The 20,233-nt window shown below is 67.6% G+C and carries 23 protein-coding genes; 13 read left to right on the forward strand and 10 right to left on the reverse strand.

The features are described 5' to 3' along the window. The first annotated feature begins 153 nt into the window (after positions 1-153). From ACQKLX_RS14920 to lhpI, 5 genes are all read left to right on the forward strand, one after another. Positions 154-1,443: an Hsp70 family protein gene (locus ACQKLX_RS14920; RefSeq protein WP_427362353.1), complete on the forward strand. Its 1,290-nt coding sequence runs from the start codon at positions 154-156 to the stop codon at positions 1,441-1,443. A gap of 149 nt (positions 1,444-1,592) precedes the next feature. Next, complete coding sequence (gene sppA / locus ACQKLX_RS14925; RefSeq protein ID WP_427362354.1) at positions 1,593-2,561, forward strand: signal peptide peptidase SppA; 969 nt, start codon at positions 1,593-1,595, stop codon at positions 2,559-2,561. A 28-nt stretch (positions 2,562-2,589) separates the two neighbouring features. Beyond that, entirely contained in the window at positions 2,590-2,877 is a 288-nt protein-coding gene (ihfB, locus tag ACQKLX_RS14930) for an integration host factor subunit beta (RefSeq protein ID WP_326872856.1), read from the forward strand. 20 nt (positions 2,878-2,897) lie between these two features. Then, positions 2,898-3,233 (forward strand): lipopolysaccharide assembly protein LapA domain-containing protein, encoded by a 336-nt coding sequence (locus ACQKLX_RS14935; RefSeq protein ID WP_427362355.1) that lies wholly within the window; start codon positions 2,898-2,900, stop codon positions 3,231-3,233. Between the two features lie 8 nt (positions 3,234-3,241). Further along, positions 3,242-4,186: a bifunctional Delta(1)-pyrroline-2-carboxylate/Delta(1)-piperideine-2-carboxylate reductase gene (gene lhpI / locus ACQKLX_RS14940; protein WP_427362356.1), complete on the forward strand. Its 945-nt coding sequence runs from the start codon at positions 3,242-3,244 to the stop codon at positions 4,184-4,186. A gap of 33 nt (positions 4,187-4,219) precedes the next feature. Here lhpI and ACQKLX_RS14945 read toward each other — a convergent pair whose 3' ends face one another. Both ACQKLX_RS14945 and ACQKLX_RS14950 read right to left on the reverse strand, forming a co-directional pair. Next, positions 4,220-4,393 carry a DUF3309 family protein gene (locus ACQKLX_RS14945; RefSeq protein ID WP_427362357.1) on the reverse strand — a complete coding sequence of 58 codons (174 nt, stop codon included), beginning with the start codon at positions 4,391-4,393 and terminating at the stop codon, positions 4,220-4,222. Between the two features lie 91 nt (positions 4,394-4,484). After that, positions 4,485-5,468: a Bug family tripartite tricarboxylate transporter substrate binding protein gene (locus tag ACQKLX_RS14950; protein WP_427362358.1), complete on the reverse strand. Its 984-nt coding sequence runs from the start codon at positions 5,466-5,468 to the stop codon at positions 4,485-4,487. A 150-nt stretch (positions 5,469-5,618) separates the two neighbouring features. On the opposite strand from ACQKLX_RS14950, the gene mepA reads away from it, so the two are divergent. Then, positions 5,619-6,560 carry a penicillin-insensitive murein endopeptidase gene (gene mepA / locus ACQKLX_RS14955; protein ID WP_427362359.1) on the forward strand — a complete coding sequence of 314 codons (942 nt, stop codon included), beginning with the start codon at positions 5,619-5,621 and terminating at the stop codon, positions 6,558-6,560. 269 nt (positions 6,561-6,829) lie between these two features. Here mepA and ACQKLX_RS14960 read toward each other — a convergent pair whose 3' ends face one another. Continuing rightward, entirely contained in the window at positions 6,830-7,975 is a 1,146-nt protein-coding gene (locus ACQKLX_RS14960; protein WP_427362360.1) for an extensin-like domain-containing protein, read from the reverse strand. 118 nt (positions 7,976-8,093) lie between these two features. Further along, the gene (locus ACQKLX_RS14965) at positions 8,094-8,498 is read right to left on the reverse strand and encodes a DUF2306 domain-containing protein (RefSeq protein WP_427362361.1); all 405 of its coding nucleotides are present in this window, start codon (positions 8,496-8,498) and stop codon (positions 8,094-8,096) included. A gap of 181 nt (positions 8,499-8,679) precedes the next feature. On the opposite strand from ACQKLX_RS14965, the gene ACQKLX_RS14970 reads away from it, so the two are divergent. Continuing rightward, entirely contained in the window at positions 8,680-9,387 is a 708-nt protein-coding gene (locus tag ACQKLX_RS14970) for a glutathione S-transferase N-terminal domain-containing protein (RefSeq protein WP_427362362.1), read from the forward strand. 124 nt (positions 9,388-9,511) lie between these two features. Here the strand turns inward: ACQKLX_RS14970 and ACQKLX_RS14975 are convergent, their stop codons facing one another. The 4 genes from ACQKLX_RS14975 to ACQKLX_RS14990 are packed head-to-tail and all read right to left on the reverse strand — an operon-like array spanning position 9,512 to position 12,983. Then, positions 9,512-10,285: an ABC transporter ATP-binding protein gene (locus tag ACQKLX_RS14975; protein WP_427362545.1), complete on the reverse strand. Its 774-nt coding sequence runs from the start codon at positions 10,283-10,285 to the stop codon at positions 9,512-9,514. Between the two features lie 5 nt (positions 10,286-10,290). Continuing rightward, on the reverse strand, positions 10,291-11,280 hold the full coding sequence (locus ACQKLX_RS14980) for an ABC transporter substrate-binding protein (protein WP_427362363.1): 990 nt from the start codon (positions 11,278-11,280) through the stop codon (positions 10,291-10,293). Positions 11,281-11,331: 51 nt separating this feature from the next. Further along, the gene (locus tag ACQKLX_RS14985) at positions 11,332-12,138 is read right to left on the reverse strand and encodes an ABC transporter permease (protein ID WP_427362364.1); all 807 of its coding nucleotides are present in this window, start codon (positions 12,136-12,138) and stop codon (positions 11,332-11,334) included. Beyond that, positions 12,135-12,983, reverse strand: a complete 849-nt coding sequence (locus ACQKLX_RS14990; protein WP_427362365.1) for an IclR family transcriptional regulator — start codon at positions 12,981-12,983, stop codon at positions 12,135-12,137. The genes ACQKLX_RS14985 and ACQKLX_RS14990 overlap by 4 nt, the downstream gene beginning before the upstream one ends. A gap of 122 nt (positions 12,984-13,105) precedes the next feature. On the opposite strand from ACQKLX_RS14990, the gene ACQKLX_RS14995 reads away from it, so the two are divergent. The 3 genes from ACQKLX_RS14995 (at position 13,106) to ACQKLX_RS15005 (ending at position 15,961) form a co-directional block, all read left to right on the forward strand. Further along, positions 13,106-13,804, forward strand: a complete 699-nt coding sequence (locus ACQKLX_RS14995) for a hypothetical protein (protein WP_427362366.1) — start codon at positions 13,106-13,108, stop codon at positions 13,802-13,804. After that, positions 13,804-14,583 carry an SDR family NAD(P)-dependent oxidoreductase gene (locus ACQKLX_RS15000; protein WP_427362367.1) on the forward strand — a complete coding sequence of 260 codons (780 nt, stop codon included), beginning with the start codon at positions 13,804-13,806 and terminating at the stop codon, positions 14,581-14,583. Before ACQKLX_RS14995 ends, ACQKLX_RS15000 begins: the two co-directional genes overlap by 1 nt. Before the next feature lie 133 nt (positions 14,584-14,716). After that, positions 14,717-15,961: an amidase gene (locus ACQKLX_RS15005; RefSeq protein ID WP_427362368.1), complete on the forward strand. Its 1,245-nt coding sequence runs from the start codon at positions 14,717-14,719 to the stop codon at positions 15,959-15,961. Between the two features lie 465 nt (positions 15,962-16,426). Here the strand turns inward: ACQKLX_RS15005 and ACQKLX_RS15010 are convergent, their stop codons facing one another. Beyond that, on the reverse strand, positions 16,427-16,663 hold the full coding sequence (locus ACQKLX_RS15010; protein WP_427362369.1) for a hypothetical protein: 237 nt from the start codon (positions 16,661-16,663) through the stop codon (positions 16,427-16,429). Between the two features lie 255 nt (positions 16,664-16,918). Here ACQKLX_RS15010 and ACQKLX_RS15015 point away from each other — a divergent pair, with 255 nt between their 5' ends. From ACQKLX_RS15015 to ACQKLX_RS15025, 3 genes are all read left to right on the forward strand, one after another. Then, positions 16,919-17,878 carry a TIM44-like domain-containing protein gene (locus ACQKLX_RS15015; RefSeq protein ID WP_427362370.1) on the forward strand — a complete coding sequence of 320 codons (960 nt, stop codon included), beginning with the start codon at positions 16,919-16,921 and terminating at the stop codon, positions 17,876-17,878. 145 nt (positions 17,879-18,023) lie between these two features. Beyond that, complete coding sequence (gene dapB, locus ACQKLX_RS15020; protein WP_427362546.1) at positions 18,024-18,830, forward strand: 4-hydroxy-tetrahydrodipicolinate reductase; 807 nt, start codon at positions 18,024-18,026, stop codon at positions 18,828-18,830. Positions 18,831-18,982: 152 nt separating this feature from the next. Continuing rightward, entirely contained in the window at positions 18,983-19,606 is a 624-nt protein-coding gene (locus ACQKLX_RS15025; protein ID WP_427362371.1) for an alpha-ketoglutarate-dependent dioxygenase AlkB family protein, read from the forward strand. Here the strand turns inward: ACQKLX_RS15025 and ACQKLX_RS15030 are convergent. Next, a complete protein-coding gene (locus ACQKLX_RS15030; RefSeq protein ID WP_427362372.1) occupies positions 19,598-20,230 on the reverse strand; it encodes a trimeric intracellular cation channel family protein in 633 nt (210 codons plus the stop codon). The two genes, ACQKLX_RS15025 and ACQKLX_RS15030, sit on opposite strands and share 9 nt — an antisense overlap. Between the last annotated feature and the right edge of the window lie 3 nt (positions 20,231-20,233).

Here is a 20,233-nt window from a genome sequence, read left to right on the forward strand (position 1 = left end):
GGAGAAATCCGCGCGGGCTTTTGTTTCGGCTCGAGCATGTTCCGCAAAAGTGGAAGCCACTTTTGCGATGAGAACATGCTCAACTGATTGATTTGGCGCGAATTCTTTTCGTTCGACCATCGGTCGAACGGAAAGCGCGCAGTGGAGGTGAAGATGCAGGACGCAGCGATCGGAATCGATTTCGGCACCACCAACAGCGTGGTCGCGCTCGCACGTCCTGACGGCTCGGTGACGACCCGCAGCTTCGCGACGAAGCAGGGCGCCGTCGACGCCTACCGCTCGGCCCTGATGTTCTGGCGCGAAGGCCGACCGCCCAACACCCATGTCGCCCATGTCAGCGGCCCCGACGCGCTCGACATGGCGCTCGGCATGACCACCGAGCATCGCTTCCTGCAATCGCTGAAGACGCATCTGTCGAGCCGCGCCTTCCAGGAGACGCGTCTGTTCGGCAAGCTCTTCCGCCTGGAGGACCTGATCGCGGTCTTCCTGAGCGATCTCTCCGCGGGGATAGACGACCTCGGCGAGCGCAGCGTCCTCTCCGGCCGCCCGGTCGTCTTCGCCGGCGATCGCCCGGATGAGGAGCTCGCTTTGACGCGCCTCTCGGCGGCCTATGGCAAGGCCGGCATGAGCAAGGTCGACTTCGCCTATGAGCCGCTTGGCGCCGCCTATTGGTATGCACGCGACCTCAAGACCCCGCAGACCATGCTGGTCGCAGACTTCGGCGGCGGTACCAGCGACTTCTCGGTGATGCGCTTCGAGCCTGGTAGCAACGGGACCTTGCAGGCCGTGCCGCTCTCGCATGCCGGCGTCGGCGTCGCCGGCGATACCTTCGACTACCGCATCATCGAGCATGCGGTCTCGCCGCTGCTCGGCAAGGGCTCGGACTATCTCTCCTTCGGCAAGCGCCTGCCGATTCCGGCCCATTACCACGCCGCCTTCGCGCAATGGCACCGGCTCTCGCTGATGAAGAGCAGGGAGACCATGACCGAGCTCAAGGCGCTGATCCGCGACGCGGTCGAGCCCGAGCGGCTCGAGGACCTGATGACGGTGATCGAATACGATCTCGGCTACGAGCTCTACCGCGCCGTCTCGGCGACCAAGATCGCACTCTCCTCACAGGCCGAGGCACAGCTCGCCTTCGACCAGATGGGTGTGCGCATCGACCGTACCGTGACGCGGGCCCTGTTCGAGCGCTGGATCGCCGATGATGTCGCGGCGATCGAGGGCGCTCTCGACGAGGCGCTGGCCGCCGCCGGTGTTGCTGGCGACAAGATCGAGGCGGTGTTCATGACCGGCGGCACCTCCTATGTGCCGGCGGTGCGCGCGCTGTTCGACCGCCGCTTCAGCCCGCAGCGCATCCATATCGGCGACGCCTTCCGCTCGGTGGCGAGCGGCCTTGCTTTGCTCGCACTCGATCGGCAGCGGGCACTGGCCGAGGCCTGAGCCGGGCATCCTGTCGCGGCCATTGTTGCCTTGCCCCTCCCGCACCGGGGAGCTACATCACAGGGCCTCTGGAGCCCGCGCCGACCAGCTTGCACTGCAAATGGCCGGGGTATGGTCCCTGTTGCAAAGTGAGAGCCGGAGCCGCCGACATGTCGTCCGATGCCGATCTGCTCGCCGATCGTCGCAGCCTGCGGCGCAAGCTTTCGCTCTGGCGGCTGCTTGCCCTGGTCGGCGTGGTCGCCCTGATCGTTGCCGGCGCGCTCGCCTGGAGCGGGCGCCTGCCCGGCAGCACCAGCCAGGCTCATATCGCCCGCGTCACCATTTCGGGCTTCATCTCCGGCGACCGCCGCACGCTCGAGTTGATCAAGTCGCTGGAGAACAGCCGCGCCAGCGCCGTGCTGCTCAGCATAGATAGCCCCGGCGGCACGGTGACCGGCTCGGAAGCGGTCTACGATGCGGTTCGCCGCCTCGCCGCGAAGAAGCCCGTGATCGCGGTGGTCGACGGGATCGCCGCTTCCGGCGGTTACATCGTCGCGCTCGGCAGCGAGCGCATCGTCGCGCGCCAGACCTCGATGGTCGGATCGATCGGCGTGATCGCACAGATTCCCAACGTCGCGAGACTCCTCGATACGATCGGCGTCAAGTTCGAGATCACCCGCTCGAGTCCGCTCAAGGCGGCCCCGAGCGGTCTCGAGCCGACTTCGCCTGAGGCGGCGGCCGAAACCGCACGCGTCATCGCCGACAATTATGACTGGTTCAAGCGGCTGGTCGGCGAGCGCCGCAAGCTCGCTGATCCCGAGGTGGCCGCCGTATCCGATGGCCGTGTCCATTCCGGCCGTCAGGCGGTCAAGCTCAAGCTCATCGACGAGGTCGGCAGCGAGCAGGAAGCGATCGCCTGGCTGGAGCGCGAGAAGGGGGTCGGCAAGGACCTGCCGGTGCGCGACTGGCGCCGCCGAAGCGAATCCTCCTCCTATGGGCTGTGGAGCGCGAGCGAGGCGATGGCGCGGGCTGCCGGCCTGGAGGCGCTGGCGGCCCTGATCTCGCGTGCAGCGGAAACCCCGGTTGGCCTGCGGCTTGACGCGCCCTTGGCGCTCTGGCAGCCTGCCGTCGAAAAGTGACGATGTTACAAGCGGTTATATTGGACCCATGATAAAATCAGAACTCGTCCAGCGCATTGCCGAGCGCAACACCCACCTCTACCAGCGCGATATCGAGAATATCGTCGGCTCGATCCTCGACGAGGTCGTCAAGGCGCTGGCGCGCGGCGACCGTGTCGAGCTGCGTGGCTTCGGCGCCTTCTCGACCAAGGAGCGTGCCGCCCGCGTCGGCCGCAATCCGCGCACTGGCGATTCCGTCAAGGTCGACCAGAAGTTCGTGCCGGTCTTCAAGACCGGCAAGGAGCTGCGCATGCGGCTGAACGGCAAAGGCGGCTGAGCCGGCTGGAGGAGAGCGGGATGAAGGCTTTCTTCAAGGCGCTGGTGCTCGTCCCGGTCGCATTGATCGTGGTGCTGTTCTCGGTGGCGAACCGCGCCCCGGTCCGGGTCTCGCTCGACCCGATCAGCCGCGATGCGCCGGCCTTCGCCCTCGATCTGCCGCTCTTTTCCGTGATCCTCGCTGCCATCGCCATCGGCATCCTGATCGGCGGCTTCGCCTCCTGGCTGGCGCAGGGCAAGCATCGCAAGGCCGCGCGGATCAACCGCCGCGAGGCCGAAAAGCTGCGGGGCGAGGCGCAGTCGCTGCGCGCCGCCGTGCCGGATTCGGCGCTGCCCGCGCTGACCAATCGCGTCTGACCTTCACCATGCGCTTCTTCTCCGCGGCCGAGATCGATGGCCTGCTCAACTTCCCCGCGCTGATCGATGCGCTTGCCGATGCGTTCCGCGGCGACATCGTCACGCCGGTGCGTCATCATCACGAGATCGAGCGGCCGGATGCGGCCGCGACCCTGCTGCTGATGCCGGCCTGGACGGCGCCGGAGGCGAAGCCCGCCTTCCTCGGTACCAAGGTCGTCACGGTATTCCCCGGCAATGCCACGGTCAGCCTGCCGAGCGTGATGGGCAGCTATCTGCTGATGGACGGCGCGACCGGCGCGCCGCTGGCGGCGCTGGACGGCGCGCGCCTGACGCTGTGGCGCACCGCTGCGGCATCTGCGCTCGCCTCACGCATGCTCGAACGTCCGGATACCAAGCGAATGCTGATGGTCGGAGCCGGCGCGCTCTCGACCTTCCTGGTCAAGGCGCATCGCAGCGTCCGCGATTTCGAGGATATCGCGATCTGGGCACGTCGCCCGGAGGCTGCGGCCGAGGTCGTGGCCGAATTGGCGCGCGACGGCATCGACGCGCGTGTCGCGGGGAATCTCGAGGCTGAGGCGCGTCAGGCTGATCTGATCTCCTGTGCGACGCTGTCGCGCGAGCCGCTGATCCAGGGCCGCTGGCTGAAGCGCACCGCTCACCTCGACCTGGTGGGAGCCTTCAATCTGTCGATGCGCGAGGCCGATGACGAGGCGCTGCAGCGCGCTCATGTCTTCGTCGATACGCAGGCCGCGCTGCATGAGGGCGGCGATGTCGCCGTCGCGATCAAGGCGGGCGCCTATACCGCAGAGCAGGTCTCCGGCACCCTGGCCGGCCTCTGCCGCGGCGAATATGACGCTGCCGCCGAACGCGATGACGTGACCTTGTTCAAGTCGGTCGGCACCGCGCTCGAAGACCTCGCCGCTGCCATGCTGGTCTGGAAGCTGGCGAACTGAGGCGGGACTGCAGACGCCCCGCTCGCCGCGACATCAGACCCTGACGGCCGGGCCGCCCAGGGCGCCGAGCAGCCACAGCACCAGCACGATCACCAGCACTAGGCCGACCACGCCGCCGAGCCCGGCGCCGCCATAGCTGCGATGGCCGTAATACCCGCCGCCGCCGAGCAGGATGATGAGCAGGATGATGATGAGCAGGGTGGACATGGCTCGCGCCCCTTCTTCCGTCCGCCGGCTTCCGCGCTGATTGGCGGGCAGGCGTTCGAAGAACGTCGGGCGCGAAGCCTAGGTTCCAGCGCTATTCCGCCTTGATGCCGACCTCGCGGATCAGGCTGACCCATTTCGTCTGTTCGGCGCGGACGAAGGCGGCGAGCTCCGCCGGCGTGTTGCCGACCGGCTGGGCCGCAAGCTGGTCCATCTTGCCGCGCACGACGGGGTCGGCGATCGCGGCCTTGGTCTCGGCCTGCATGCGGTCAATGATCGCCTGCGGCGTCTTCGCCGGCGCGAACAGCGCGAACCAGGAGGATACGTCGAAGCCCGGGACGAGATCGTTGATCGGCGGAAATTCGGAGGCGGTCGGCGAGCGCTGGGCCGTGGTGACGCCGAAACCGCGCACCGCGCCGGCGCGGACCTGGGGCAGCGCCGGCGTGATGTTGTCGAACATCAGGTCGACGCGCCCGCCGATCAGGTCCTGCATCGCCTGGGCCGAGCCGCGATAGGGCACATGCACCATCTTGATGTCGGTCAGCTTCTGGAAGAGCTCGCCGGCGAGGTGGATCGAGGTGCCGACGCCGGAGGAGGCATAGGTCAGCTTGCCCGGATTGGCCTTGCCGTAGGCGATCAGCTCGGCCGTGTCCTTGACCTTGAGGGTGGGGCTGACGACGAGCAGGTTCGGCACCAGCGCCACCATGGTGATCGGGGCGAAGTCCGTGAGCGGGTCGTAGTTGACCTTGGCGTAGAGCGCCGGATTGGCGATGAGGCCGACCGAGACGATCAGCAGCGTGTCGCCGTTCGGCTCGGAACGGGCCACCGCTTCGACGCCGATATTGCCGCCGGCGCCAGCGCGATTCTCGACCACGAAGGTCGCGCCGAGTGCCTGGCCGACCTTGTCGGCGACCAGCCGGCCGAGGATGTCGGTGGCGCCGCCGGGGGTGAACGGCACGACCAGCTTCGGCGTGCGCCCTTGCGGCCAGGCGCCTTGCGCATGCCCGGTTGCGGGCAAAGCGAGGGAAGCTCCGAGGCCGCCGAGCAGCGTGCGGCGGTCGAGAGTGACGTGGCTCATCGTCGGATATCTCCTCCAGAAGCGTTCGCCGGAGGGCTTGCTGCCCGTTCTTCGGCAGCGCAGACGCTGCCGGCTCCGGCGTGCCCTGTCCAGCCCATTGATCGCGCTGCGGCTTGACCTCGGTGCGAGCGGCCTGCGATTCTCACCGACATGCAGCTGCTTCGCCGCTTCGCCCCCCTGATTCTCTTGCCTGTGCTGGTCGCGGCCGGCGCTGCCCGTGCGCAGTCCACCGCCGAGGCGGAAGCCAAGACCCGCGCCGCCAACATCGCCGCCTATCCCGATGCGGCTCGCGCGCTGTTCGGCCAGAAGACAGCGCCGGCCGCCTTGAGAGCGCGCGCCATCGGCTCCTATGCCCGCGGCTGCCTGGCGGGCGCGACGGCGTTGCCGGTTGACGGCGAGAACTGGCAGGTCATGCGCCTCGCCCGCAACCGCAACTGGGGCCATCCCGAGCTGATCTCCTTCCTCGAGCGCTTCGCCCGCGAGGTGCCGAAGATCACCGGCTGGTCGGGCCTCCTGGTCGGCGATCTCTCGCAGCCGCGCGGCGGGCCGATGCTGACCGGCCATGCCTCGCACCAGATCGGGCTCGATGCCGATATCTGGCTGACGCCAATGCCGAGGAAGCGCCTCGACAGCGACGACCGCGAGAACATGTCCGCGGTCAATATGGCCCGCTCGGACTGGCGCGACGTCAATCCGAAGAACTGGACGCCCGCGCATACCCGCCTGATCAAGGCGGCGGCGAGCGAGCCGCGCGTCGAGCGCATCTTCGTCAATCCGGCACTCAAGGTCGCGCTCTGCCGCGAGGCCGGCTCGGACAAGGCCTGGCTGAACAAGGTCCGGCCGATCTGGGGCCACAATTACCATTTCCACATCCGGATGAGCTGCCCGCCCGGCGTCGAGGGCTGCAGTGGCCAGGAGCCGCCCAATTTCGGCGATGGCTGCGGCGCAGAGCTCGATGGCTGGGTCGAGAAGCAATATCAGGCGATCTTCAACCCGCCCAAGCCGAAGCCAGGCCCGAAGCCGAAGCCCAAGCCGCCGATGTCGCTCGACGCGCTGCCGGCCGAATGCCGGCAGGTGCTGGTGTCGCGGTAGGGGATGCCCGTCAGGCTCGCCTTGCCGATGGACCGAAGGCTTTCCAATGAGTGCCGGCCGAGGGGCAAGCGCGGGGGAACCCCTCTCCTGGAAGGAGAGGGGCAGGGGTGAGGTGCTCGGAGCGGAAACGTCAGCCTGAAACCAACCGCGCGGTGAGCGCTCGCGGAGCTGGTCGAACGGCCAACACCTCACCCTACCCTCTCCTTCCAGGAGAGGGTTCCCGCGCGTGACGGTTTTCCGTCGTCTGCTGGAAAGGCTTTAGCGCATCGCTACCGCCGCAGGGACCCCGTTGGCTGCCCCGGCCGGTAGGCGAACGGGTCGTTGCGCGGGTTGATCGGCGCCTCGTTCTCGCCCGGCTGGGCGCTGTCGACGATGCCGTTGCCCTCGTCGTCGCCGACGATCAGCTCCTCCTCCGGCGGCGTCGAGCCTGGCAGCTGCAGCGGTCCGCGCATCTCGCTCGGCGTCGGTTGTGGCTGATAGCGCTGCGACATCTGTGGTTGTGGCGCCTCGTCGATATAGCGCCGCTGCGCGTCGAGCCCGCCATGCTGCTGATGCGCGACCGGATAGCCGCCGCTGACCGCGCCGGGCGGACGCAGGCCGCCGCTCGGCTGGCGCAGCAAGCCGCCCGAACCGCTCGCCACCATCGGTGGTGGCAGGCTCTGGCGCGTCGCCGGCTGCTGCTGTTGCAGCGCCATCCGGTCCGGCCGCGCCGGGTCCGGCGGCGGCAGATTGTAGTTGGGCTCGTATTTGATCACCGGCTTGCAGATGTGCCGGCCCTTGGAATGGCGCGCCAGGTCGATGTGGAAATGGTCGTAGTGGAAGGCGTCGGCGCCGGGGCCGAGCACGGTCGAGAAATGCTCGCAGGCGCCGACGAAGATCTCGCGCAGGAAGGCCTGTTCCTCGGGCGCGCCGCGCCAGCCATCCTTGACGGTGACGACGCGGTTGTCGTTCAGCCGGAAGGAAAAGACGTCGACGGCATTGCCGAAGGCATGCTCGGAGGTGCGGCTGGTGCCGGTGCCGTTGTTCATGGCGCGGCAGGAATAGGAGCCGGCGCGGATCTCGATGACCTGCGCGCCGAGCACATTCATCGCCGCCGGCTGCACCACCTCGTTGAACCATTTGTCGGTGGTCGCGACCACCGGGCAGGCCAATGTCGCATTGCTGGTCAGGGCGACGCTGCCATTGGCGAAGGCCGCGACCTTGAGCGGCTTTTCCATGCCGCAGGTGCCGGGCCCGTCGATCGCCTTGCCGCGCAGGCTGACATAGGCCGAGAGCTGCACCTGGCCCGAGGCCAGGCACTGGGCTTCGGCCTGGTCACGCCAGGGCGCTCGCTGCGGCTTCTGGAACTTGCCGCAGCCGGCAAGACCGGCGCCGATGACGCCGAGCGCGATGAGAGTGAGATGAACGCGACGCATGACCGATCAAATGCGAGTCGTTCGATGAACGGTTTGTTGACCGGCTGCGTCCTGGAAGCCACGGGCGGATTAACTTTGCCGATGGCGTTAAGCGGCGGTTAAAGCGCCAGCATGGGCGTTAACGGATGGCCGCCGCGGCTTGGCCGAAGACGACCTTGTTCATCATCCGCCCCGGCATCAGGGTGAAGGCACCGGCCACGGCGAGCCCGGCGAAGAGCCAGAGCATCGCGGCGCGATGGCCCGCGATGTTGCCGCGCCGGCGCATGATGATCGCCCGTGGCAGGGTCACGATCGTCAGAACGCTGAGCAGGTGGATGGCGCTGTAGTGCCCGTTGCTGGTGATGAAGGCCGAGCTCAGTGCCGTCACCGCCATCGCCACCACGAAGAACCAGCCGATCAGGCGGTGGCGGGGCGTGCCCTTGCGCAGGGCAAGGACCGTCAGGCCTGCAGCCAGAGAGATCAGCGCAGCCAGGGCATGCAACTGCATGACGGCCGGCGCGGCGAGCAAGGGGGCAAGCGTCATCGCGCTGTCCTCGCGGGGTGACAACAGCCTTCAGCATCGCATCGAGATGTGAATCCTGCGTAAGCCAGTTGGCGTTTGCGCAAGGTCCGCCTGGTTGCGCCGCCCGGGGTGCCGCTCCAAGTTACGCCGCAACGTCATGGCCTTTCGCCGCTGGCGCCCCGCCCTCCGAGGATACCCCTAGATGTCCGATCTTTCCGCTTTTGCGATCACGCAGCGCTGGCCTGCTAAGCATCCCGACCGTCTGCAGCTCTATTCCTTGCCGACGCCGAACGGCGTGAAGGTCTCGATCATGCTGGAGGAGACCGGCATCCCCTACGAGCCGCATGCGATCGACATCGGCAAGAACGAGACCTGGACGCCGGAATTCCTCTCGCTCAACCCGAACGGCAAGATCCCATCGATCCTCGATCCCAATGGCCCAGGCGGCAAGCCGTTCGCCCTGTTCGAATCCGGCGCGATCCTGGTCTATCTCGCCGACAAGGCCGGCAAGTTCCTGCCCACCGACCCGGCGCGCCGCTACGAGACCCTGCAATGGGTCTTCTTCCAGATGGCGGCGATCGGCCCGATGTTCGGCCAGCTCGGTTTCTTCCACAAGTTCGCCGGCCGTGAATACGAGGACAAGCGCCCGCGCGACCGCTATGCCAATGAGAGCAAGCGCCTGCTCGGCGTACTCGAGACCAGGCTCGCGGGCCGCGACTGGCTGATGGGCGACGAGTACACCATCGCCGACATCGCGACGCTCGGCTGGGTCCGCAATCTCGTCGGCTTCTACGGCGCCGGCGAGCTGGTCGAATACGACAAGCTCAAGCTGGTGCCGAAATGGCTGGAGCGCGGTCTGGCGCGGCCGGCGGTGCAGCGCGGGCTGGAGATTCCGAAGCGGCCGGGCTGAGGCACAAGGCTCGTCATGCTCGGGCTCGACCCGAGCATCTCGGGCCGGAAGGGGCGCCGAAAAGCGCCTTCGCCTGCAAGAGATTCTCGGGTCTGCGCTTCGCTTCGCCCGAGAATGACGCCTGTCAATACTTGATCACCCCGAAGCGCCGGAACGCATCATGGATGCGGTCGGCATAGGCATTGAAGCTCGGATAGTCGCCGAGATGCGCCGGCCGCGGCCGCGGCAACTCGATCTTGATCTCGTCGACGACCCGGCCCGGCGTCGGCGACATCACCAGCACCCGGTCGGAGAGGCCGATCGCCTCCTCGATCGAATGGGTGATGAAGACCACGGTCTTGGCCGTCTCCAGCCAGAGCATTTCGAGATCGTGCCGGATCTGCGTGCGCGTGATCGCATCGAGCGCCCCGAAGGGTTCGTCCATCATCAGCACCGACGGGTTGTGGATCAGCGCGCGGGCAATCGAGACGCGCTGGCGCATGCCGCCGGACAGCTGCTTCGGATAGCGATCGACGGCATGGCTGATGCCGAGCTTGGCGAAGAGCTCGAGCGCCCGCTCCTTGGCCGGCGCCAGCGGCAGGCCGCGGATCTCGGCCTGCAGCATGACGTTCTCCAGCGCCGTCCGGAACTCCAGCAGGAGATGGTCCTGGAAGACGATGCCGATATCGGTCAGCGGCTCGGTGAGCGGCTTGCCGTTGACCAGGAGCTCGCCGCCGCTGGTCGGGATCAGCCCGGCCGCCATCAGCATGAACGTGCTCTTGCCGCAGCCGGAGGGCCCGATCAGGCTGACGAACTCGCCGCTCCTGATGTCGAGCGTCAAGCCGTCGACGGCCGTGAAGCCGCCGAAGGTCTTGACGATGCCGCGCCCCTGGATCGAGGCGGCGGCGCTGGCGGCCATCGCGCTCACGAGCAGGCCGGCGCCGAGGCCGGGAGCAGCTCGGTCGTGTAGTAGTCGCTGATCGGCTTGTCCTTGGGTAGGCCGAGATACTGCGTCAGGAGGTCGAAGCTCACGCTCCAGTTCTTCTCCGGCACCTTGCCGAGCGAGGCGGCGCCGGGCGCGCAGAGCAGCTTGTTGACGACGTCGAACTGCGCCAGCACCTGCGCCTTCTTCACCGAGGGGAATTGCGCGACGACCGCGTCGGCGGCGGCGTCAGGGTTCTTGCGGGCGGCGTCCCAGCCCTGCAGGCTCGCCTCGATGAACTTCTTGTAGAGCTCCGCATCGGCCTTGATCTTGTCGTCGCGGGCGATGATCGACAGCCCGACGGTCGGCACGCCGACATCGCGGTAGAAGATGTCGCGCACCTTGAAGCCGCGCTCGCGGATCTGCACCGAGTGGAAATCGGCGCCGCCGAGGATGGCGTCGACCTTCTTCTCCAGGAGCGCGCCGACGAAGGCGCCGGGATCGATGTTGATGACGTCGACCTTGCCCTTGTCGATGCCGTTGCTGGCGAGGATCGCGTCGAGCAGCGTGGTCTGCGCCGTGCCGGGCTGGACAGCGAGCTTCTTGCCGACGAGGTCCTTGGGCGAGGCGATGCCGCTGTCCTCCAGCGCGATGATGGCGAAGCCATTGGTCTGCAGCACCGGCGCCACGATCTTCACCGGCGCGCCCTTGGTGCGCAGCTGCATCGCGGCCGGCGCATCGGCGAAGCCGACATCGGTCTGGCCCGTCGCGACCATTTGCGCGGTCGTGCCCGAGCCCTTGCCTTCCTCGATCGTCAGGTTGATGCCGGCCTTTTCATAGAGGCCCATCTGCTTGGCCATCATGAAGCCGGCATTGGGCGCCGCGGCGAGGAAGTTCAGCGTGATCTTCATCGGCTTGCCGGTCTGGGCGAAGGCCATGCCACTGCTCAGGGCGAGGATGGCGGCGCTCGCGAGCAAGGTTCTGCGTTTCATCTTTGTCTCCTCCCTAGATTGCCGGTTGGCTCCGGCTGGATTGCGATCGGATCAGCCCTTGCGTTGCCAGGGCATCAGCAGCATTTCGAGCCAGTCGACGAGGTAGCTGAACAGGATGCCGACGGCCGACAACGCCACCAGGCAGGCGAAGATCAGGGGCATGTCGAGGAAGCTCGTGCCGCGCAGCAGGAGATAGCCGAGGCCGGCATTGGCGCCGACGAACTCGCCGACGATCGCACCCGTCGCCGCGAACACGGCCGAGACCTTGAGGCCGGAGAAGATGTAGGTCAGCGCCGCCGGCACCCGGACATAGCGGAAGGTCTGCCAGGCTGACGCGCCCATCGATCGCGTCAGATAGAGCACGCGCTCGTCCAGAGCCCGAAAGCCGGTCATGCTCGCGACCAGCGTCGGGAAGAAGCAGAGCAGGAAGGTCAGCAGCACCTTCGGGAACAGGCCGAAGCCGAACCAGACGACGAAAAGCGGCGCGATCGCGATCTTCGGCACAAGCTGAAAGAAGACGATCACCGGATAGATCGCCTTCTCCAGCAGCTTGACCGAGACGATGATGTAGCCGAGCGGGATCGAGATCACCGCCGCCATCAGGAAGCCGAGCACGATCTCGTTCGCCGTCACCAGCGTGTGCCGGAAGATGTCGGCACGATCGAGCCAGAGCCGCTCGAAGAAGGCGCTCGGCACCGGCAGGATGTATTCGGGGATGCCCGCCATCGGCACCAGGAGCTGCCAGGCGACCAGCAGCACCGCGAAGCTTGCCAGCGGCCAGGCGATGGCCGAGACCCAGGCGGCGGTTTTGCCGGGGGCTTGCGGCGTGGCCGGGGTGGTTGCGGTATCGCGGCTCATGCTGATGTCTCTGTCGGCAGCAGGCGCAGGGCTGCCTCTGCCGAAACGGTGGGGAGGGCGCCGATCTGTCGCCGCCTGAGCGGCCAGATCGCGGCCATGTCCCGTGCGGCGGTGACGAGCGCAGCCGCGATCTCGCCGCGGCGCGCCTCATGCATGCGCGGGAGAGGCCCCGCGACACTGAGCGTGCCGGCGATCGGTGCGCCCGCATCGGGGCCGGCGCGGAAGGTTGTCGCCATCGCGACGGTGCCGATCTCGCCTTCTTCGACCGCAAGCGCATAACCGCGGCCACGGGTCTCGCCGAGATGTCGGCGCAGGGCGTCGACATCGCCGAGCGCGTTCGGGCCGGTGCGCCCCTCCGTGTCGAAGCCGCGCGCGCAGACGATGCGCAGCGCCTCCTGCTCCGGCAGCGAGGCAAGCCAGGCCTTGCCGGTGGCGGTGGCGTGCAGGACGATGCCCATTCCCATCGGTGGCTCGTAGCGCAGGCCCGCTGTCGCGCCCTGAGCGCGGGCGATCCAGGTCAGGCTCTCGCCCTCGACCACGGCGAGGCGGCAATATTCGCGGGTGGCGCGGGCGAGCTGATCGAGCACGATCTGGCCGGCATCGGGCAGGCCGCGCAGGTCGAGATTGCGGAAGGCGAGCTGCGACAGCTTCAGCGTCAGCGCATAGGCGCCCGATTGCGGGTCCTGCGTGACGAAGCCGCGCTCGGCCAGGCTGGCGAGCAGGCGATGGGTGGCACTGACCGGCAGGTCGAGCCGCTCGGCGAGCACGGTCAGGTCGGCGCCGTCGGCCTCGCCCGCCAGCGCCTCCAGCAGCTTGAATGCACGCTCGACCGCCGCGATCGTCACTCGTCTCCGCCCTCGTCTTGATTAAAATTGGAAATCGTTTCCAATTTGGATTTGATTTTCGTATAGAGGTGGGGTGAGGCCGAGTCAACGCGGCCCGCAAAGTGAGCCCGGTGGAGAGAACGATGAGCCTGGCAGGTGAGGGGGCGGTCGCGATCTGGCATGACATCGCGCCAGAGGGCAGGGCGGAGTTCTATGCCTGGCATGGCGAAGAGCACATGCCGGAGCGGGTCGGCATTCCCGGCTTCCTGCGCGGACGCCGCTATGTCGCGATCGATGCCGAGCTCGAATTCTTCAACCTGTACGAGGCGCAGACAGTCGAGGTTCTGAAAGGGCAGGATTATGCCGCGAGGGTCAATGCGCCTACGCCCTGGACGTTCTCGGCGGTGAAGCATTTCCGTTCGGTGGCGCGGGCGATCTGTCGCGTCGCCCATACCAGCGGGCCGGCCCAGGGCGGTTTGATGGCGACCTTGCGTTACGATGTGCCTGACAACATCGCCTCGGCCCACAAGGCGGCGCTGCTGCGTGGGCTCGTGCCCGACCTGCTCGCCATGCGCGGTGTTGCCGGCGTCCATTTGCTGACGGCGGATGCACAAGCGAGTGGCGTCGCCACGGCCGAGCAGACGGCGCGCGGTGTCGCCAACGCAGTGCCGCGTTGGGTGCTGCTGGTCGAAGGCTGGGGCGACGAGACGGACTTCATCGCCTTGGCCAGGGCGGAGCTCGACGCCGAGGAACTCCGGGCGCTCGGCGGCGAGGGACCATTCTCGCTCGGCCTCTACCGCCACCAGATCACCCGCACCAAGACCGCCTGGAGTGCCGGCTGATGAGTACGCGCCATGATCTCTCCGGCCGCCACGCGGTTATCACCGGCGGCGCAGGCGGACTCGGCCGCGGCATCGCCCGGGCGTTGATCGAGGCCGGCGCCAGCGTCGAGCTCTGGGATCAGGATGCGAATGGCCTGGTGCAGGCCGTGGCCGAGCTCGGCCGGCGATCCAGTCAGCGTCAGCTCGACATCCGCGACGTCAACGCGGTCGAGGCGGCGGCCGATGCCGCGGTCTCCGCCCATGGCCGGATCGATATCCTGATCAACAATGCCGGTGTGCTGGGTGAAGTGAAGCCGATCTGGGAGACGACGCCGGAGAACTTTCAGCGTGTGCTGCAGGTCAATCTGTTCGGCGCCTATCTGGTGACGCGGGCCGTCGTCGGCCGGATGCTGCGCCAGGAGCCGCGGCGCTCGCCGGACGGCCATCCGCTACGCGGCCATGTCGTCAACATCGCCTCGATCCAGGGCAAGGAGGGTATGGCGATGGCCGCCGCCTATTCTGCCTCGAAGGCCGGGCTGATCGCCTTGACCAAGAGCGTTGCCAAGGAGACGGCGAAGGAGGGCGTCATCGTCACCGCCGTGACGCCGGCTGCCGCCGAGACGGCGATGGCCAGGGAGATTTCGGCCGAGCGGCGCGCCGACATCATGTCGCGCATTCCGATGGGGCGTTTCGTCGAGGTGCCGGAGGTGGCGCGCCTGGTGCTCTGGCTTTCCAGCGACGACTGCTCCTTCTCGACTGGCGGCATCTTCGACCTCTCCGGCGGCCGTGCGACCTACTGAGCCGGGCGCTCCAGCGGCGCACCGGCTGCATACCCCGTCTGCGGGGGGACGTTCCCGGCTTTCTTTCGGCGCTTGGCCTGTGCCAGCATGACCGCATCGGCGACCTCGCCGCGCAGATTCCAGGGACAGGTCCATGCTTTCGGTTCGCGATATCGCTCGCCGCGTCGCCAATGGCGAAGTTTCCGCTCAGGCCGCCCTTGCCGACAGCGAACGGCGAATCGACGAGCGCGATGCGGACCTGCGCGCATTCGCGGCTCGTCCTGAAAAGCTGTCGGCAGGCGAAGGGCCGCTGTCGGGCGTCGCTGTCGGCGTCAAGGACATCATCGACACCGCCGACCTGCCGACCGGCATGGGCTCGTCGATCTATAACGGTTACCAGCCCAAGGCCGACGCGCCGATCGTGATGGCGCTGAAGGCGGCCGGCGCGAGCGTGGCAGGCAAGACGCAGACGACAGCCTTCGCCTTCCTCGATCCCGCTCCGACCCGCAACCCGCACGATCCCTCGGCCAGCCCCGGCGGCTCTTCGGCCGGCTCGGCGGCGGCAGTCGCCGCCAGCCTGATCCCGCTCGCCATCGGCACCCAGACCGGCGGCTCGGTGATCCGGCCCGCCGCCTATTGCGGCGTCGCCGCGATCAAGCCGTCCTACGGGCTCTTGCCGACAGTCGGGGTGAAGCCCTTCTCCTGGTCGCTCGACACGCTCGGCCTGATGGCGGCCAGCGCCGACGATCTCGCCTTCGCCCTGGCGACGCTGACCGGCCGCCCGGACCTCGACGCGCCCGAAGCCTCGCTGGCCGGGCTGAGGCTCGGCCTCTGCCGGCAGGAGTTCACCGACAAGCCCGAACCGTCCTGCGAGGGCGCGTTGCAGCGTATCGCCGAGATCGCTCGCAAAGGTGGCGCCACTGTCCAGGACATTGCGACGCCGGCCGAGCTTGCAGAGACTTTCTATGCCCACGGTCCGCTGCAGAATTGGGAGGCGACGCAAGCGCTCGCCTGGGAATACGCCAACCATCGCGAAGACCTGCCGCCGAAGCTGCGCGCTTATCTCGACGAGGCCCGAGCCACGACGCCTGACGACTATGACGCGGCGCGTGCCGCTTCCCGGCGCGGCCGGCATGCGGCCGAGCGCTGGCTCGGCGAGGTCGATCTCGTCCTGACCTATGCCGCGCCGGGCGAGGCGCCGGAGACCCTGGCCTCGACCGGTGATTCCAAGTTCAATCGGCTCTGGACCCTGCTCGGCACGCCCTGCCTGACCGTACCGCTGACGCGCGGCCCACGTGGCCTGCCGGTCTCCTTCCAGCTCGTCGGACGCTTCGGTGACGATGCCCGCGTCATCGCCGTGGCGCGTGCGCTCGAGCGTCTGATCCTGATGCCGGCATGACGATTTCTCGGCGAGACCTGGGCGCTTGTCCCGCGTGGGACAATATTGCGTTGCAACAACTTCGGCTCGATTGTGGCGACAAGGATTTATGCTGCGCTCGGCAATACTAAAAGCTTCTGCCGAGAAGGTCTTGTTCGGGACTATCCACAAAGCAGTTCAATGATTTAACCGCTGATTAAGAATGCTTCTCTGCTACGGCACCGGCTGCGGCGACGCAGCCACTTGCGGAGGCCGCCGTTTCTGCTAGCTTCCATGTCAGGTCAATGACAAAGGAGGGTTCACATGAACCTCACGCTAAGTCTCGACCGGTTGGCCATGGGAGCAGCTTTCGCGCTGGTTCTGGCGATCGTGATCGGAGCGTTCTGACGGGGAAGTCAGTCTCGAGTCGAAAAGACCAAAAAGCCAATTGGAAAGCGTCGCGGGAGAGGCCCTGCGGCGCTTTTCCTTTGGAGCCGCCGGAACCGTTCAGCTCTCGGGGCAGGGGTTCTCGGTCACTTCCCAAGACATCAGATTGGTGACGCGCCCGCATGTGGCGAGGCGCCGCCCCATGGTGGTGCGAATGCAGGCCATGCTGCCTTCCGCGATCTTCTTTCCGTCGTTCCAGCAATAGCAGTAGGGCTCGGGCGCCTGTGCCAGACGCGGCTTGTCGAGGGCGACAGCCCGCTCCTGCGCCATGGCGACGGAGGAGGACAGTAACAGCATCGTCGCAGAAACAGCCGACAACAGCAGGGTTGCGGCGCCAGAGCAGGGTAGCCTCCGACGGGATCGGACCATGGCTTGCTCCTGTCGTTAGCCTGATCGGCGTAACGCGGCAGAAACGGTAGCATATCGAAGCCGGCAACCCAATGTCGTCAGAGCTCGTTCATCGAAGGTTGCAGGCCATCCCCTCCTTGCGAAAGTCGTACGACCCAACCATATTTCGGGTCCAGTGAGCCGATCCCGGCTCCGGGAGGAACCATGTCACTGATTTCGCTCGCCCGTCGTGGACGTGCAATCGCCCTTATCGCCGGCGCGCTGCTGCTGGTGCCGATCATCGCCGAGGCCGCCCCGGGCGGCCGCAGCTTCGGCAGCCGTGGCTCGCGCACCCAGTCGCAGGTCGCGCCGACGCCGACCGCGCCCGGCTCCTCGTTCCAGCGCAACCAGGCTCAGACCCCCGGCCCATCGGCCGCCACGCCGGCGGCCGGTGCGGCGGGCGCTGCCGCGCAGGCGGCTCGCCCGTCCATGGCGCGCAGCCTGATGATGGGCGTCGCCGGCGGCCTGCTCGGCGCCGGCCTGTTCGGCCTGCTCTCGGGTGCCGGTTTCGGCGGTCTCGCCGGCATGCTCGGCCTGCTGTTCCAGGTCGCGCTGATCGGCGGCCTGATCTGGCTGGCGCTGCGCCTGTTCCGTCGCCGCAGCGAGCCGCAGCTCGCCAGCGCCGGCGGCCCCCTTGGTCGTCAGGCCTATCAGCCCCAGCCGGCTGCTCCGGCGATGGGGGGTGTCGGTGGCGGCGCTGCCGCTGCCAAGCCGGTCGAGTTCGAACTGCAGGGAGCCGACTACGGCACCTTCGAGCGCCTGCTCTCCGAGGTGCAGACCGCGATCTCCGACGAGAACATTGCGCGCCTGCGCCAGATCACGACGCCGGAAATCTCCGGCGCGCTGGAGGATGAGTTCGCCGACAACGCCCGCAAGGGCCTGATCGAGAAGGCTGCCGACGTCAAGCTGCTGCAGGGCGACCTCGCCGAATCCTGGCGCGAGGACGGCTACGAATACGCCACCGTCGCGATGCGCTTCAGCCTGCTCACCGCCATGGTCGAGCGCAATGGCGGCAAGGTCGTCGAGGGCCACGCCACGATCCCGCGGGAGGTCACCGAGCACTGGACCTTCGTGCGTTCGCGCGGCGGCGAGTGGAAGGTCGCGGCGATCCAGCCGATCGACTGAGCCGGCGACGACACCCGAAATCTGCACGGCCGGGCTTTGCCCGGCCGTTTTTCGTTTCGGCCTGCACTGAAGCGCCCTATAGGCAGTTGTGGTGTCGGCGTTTGGCGCCTGTTTTGGCTATCTGGAGCGTTTCACCATGAGCGACATGCGTCTCGTCGTCGTCGGCGCCGCCGGCCGGATGGGCCGTTCGCTGGTCAAAGCGATCCACGAGACGCCAGGTTGCGTGCTCTCCGCCGCGATCGAGCGGCCAGGCTCTCCTGCGCTCGGCCAGGATGCAGCGGTGCTCGCCGGCCTGCCCGCCAGTGGCGTGCTGGTCAGCGACGATGCGCTCGCCGCCTTCGTCGAAGCCGAGGGCGTGCTCGATTTCACCACGCCGGAAGCCACCGTCGCCTTTGCCGGCCTCGCCGCCCAGGCTCGCATCGTCCATGTCGCCGGCACCACCGGCATGGAGCCTCAGCATCTGGCCAAGCTGGAGGCGGCTTCACGCCATGCCGCGATCATCCGCTCCGGCAATATGAGCCTCGGCGTCAACCTGCTGGCGGCCATGGTGCGCAAGGTCGCGGCGACGCTCGGCACCGACTGGGACATCGAGATCGTCGAGATGCACCACCGCATGAAGGTCGACGCGCCCTCGGGCACCGCCGTCCTGCTCGGCGAAGCTGCGGCGCAGGGGCGTGCCATCGATCTCGCCGAATCCCGGGTTGCGGTACGGGACGGCCAGGTCGGCGCCCGCCAGCCCGGCACGATCGGTTTCGCAGCGCTGCGTGGTGGCACCGTCATCGGCGACCACAAGGTGATCTTCGCCGGCGCCGGCGAGCGGCTCGAGCTCGCCCATATCGCCGAGGATCGCAGCCTGTTCGCGCAGGGCGCGGTCAAGGCGGCGCTCTGGGGCCGCGGCCGCAAGCCCGGGCTCTACTCGATGGCCGACGTGCTCGGCCTCGACAAGTTCTGAGTGTCCGTCTTGGGCTTCGTGATGGCGGCCTGCGACTGGGATTTTTCTGCGCTTCGGTGCTCACGTACTTTGAGTACGCTCTGCTCCGATGCTCGAAAAATCCCAGTCTCGTCACGCCCTGACGAAGTCCAAGACGGACACTGGGTGCTGAGATGATTGAACTCGCCGTCGCGCCGGGCGTGACGCATTGGCCGGATTATCTCGATCCGGCCGAGCAGGCGGCGCTGGTCGCCGAACTGCGCGAGGCAGCGCGGCTGGCGCCGTTCTATCTGCCGCGCATGCCGAAGACCGGCAAACCGTTCTCCGTCAAAATGACCAACTGCGGATCGCTCGGCTGGGTCTCCGACGAGCGCGGCTATCGCTACCAGCCGCTGCATCCCGACACCGGCGCACCCTGGCCGGCGATCCCGGCCCGGCTCATGCGCGCCTGGGAGGAACTCGCAGGCTATCCGCATCCGCCCGAGGCCTGCCTGGTGAATTTCTACGAACCGACCGCGAAGATGGGTCTGCACCAGGATCGCGACGAGCAGGATTTCGATGCGCCGGTACTGTCGCTCTCGCTCGGCGACACCGCGATTTTCCGCATCGGCGGCACTAGCCGCGGCGGCAAGACACTCTCCTTGAAGCTGGCTTCGGGCGATGCGCTCGCTTTCGGCGGCGAGGCCCGGCTCGCTTTTCACGGCATCGACCGCATCCTCGCGGGCTCGTCGAGCCTGCTGCCGCAGGCGGGGCGGATCAACCTGACACTCAGACGGGTGACGAAGCCGTCAGCCTGATGCTTTCGGCGTGTCGTCGCCGGGCAGCTTCGGGAACGACCAGCCGAACAGGATCGAGCCGGCGCGCAGGCCGAAGCCGGCGGCAATTCCGCCGAGCATGACGAGTACCGGGGCCAAGCCCATCTGTGCGAGGCCGACCGTCGCTCCGGCGCCGGCCGCCGCGGCGGTGACGTAGAAATCGCGGCTCCACAGCACCATCGGCCGGTCGCCGGCGATGATGTCGCGGATGATGCCGCCGAAGGTCGCGGTCATCGCGCCGAAGGCAATGGCAGAGGGAATGGGAACGCCGGCGGCCAGGCCCTTCTGCGCTCCGATGACGGCGAAGAGCGCGAGCCCGGCGGCATCGGCCCAGATCAGCAGGCGCTTGGCGCCCCAGCCGTCGAGCATCCCGGGTTTGGCATAGGCGACGGCCCAAGCCGCCAGGGCGACGGCCGTGCACAGCATCACGTCGGAGGGCGCCTCGATCCAGAAGACGCGCCGGTCGAGCAGGAGATCGCGCAAGGTGCCGCCACCGACGCCCGTGGCGGTGGCGAGGAGGATGAAACCGAACGGGTCCATCCGCTTGCGGGCGGCGACGAGTGCCCCGGTCAGGGCAAAGACGACGACGCCCGCAGCTTCGAGCACCCG

Origin of the sequence: Allobosea sp. NPDC003192, assembly GCF_050275675.1 — a bacterium.
Classification (GTDB): Bacteria; Pseudomonadota; Alphaproteobacteria; order Rhizobiales; family Beijerinckiaceae; genus Allobosea.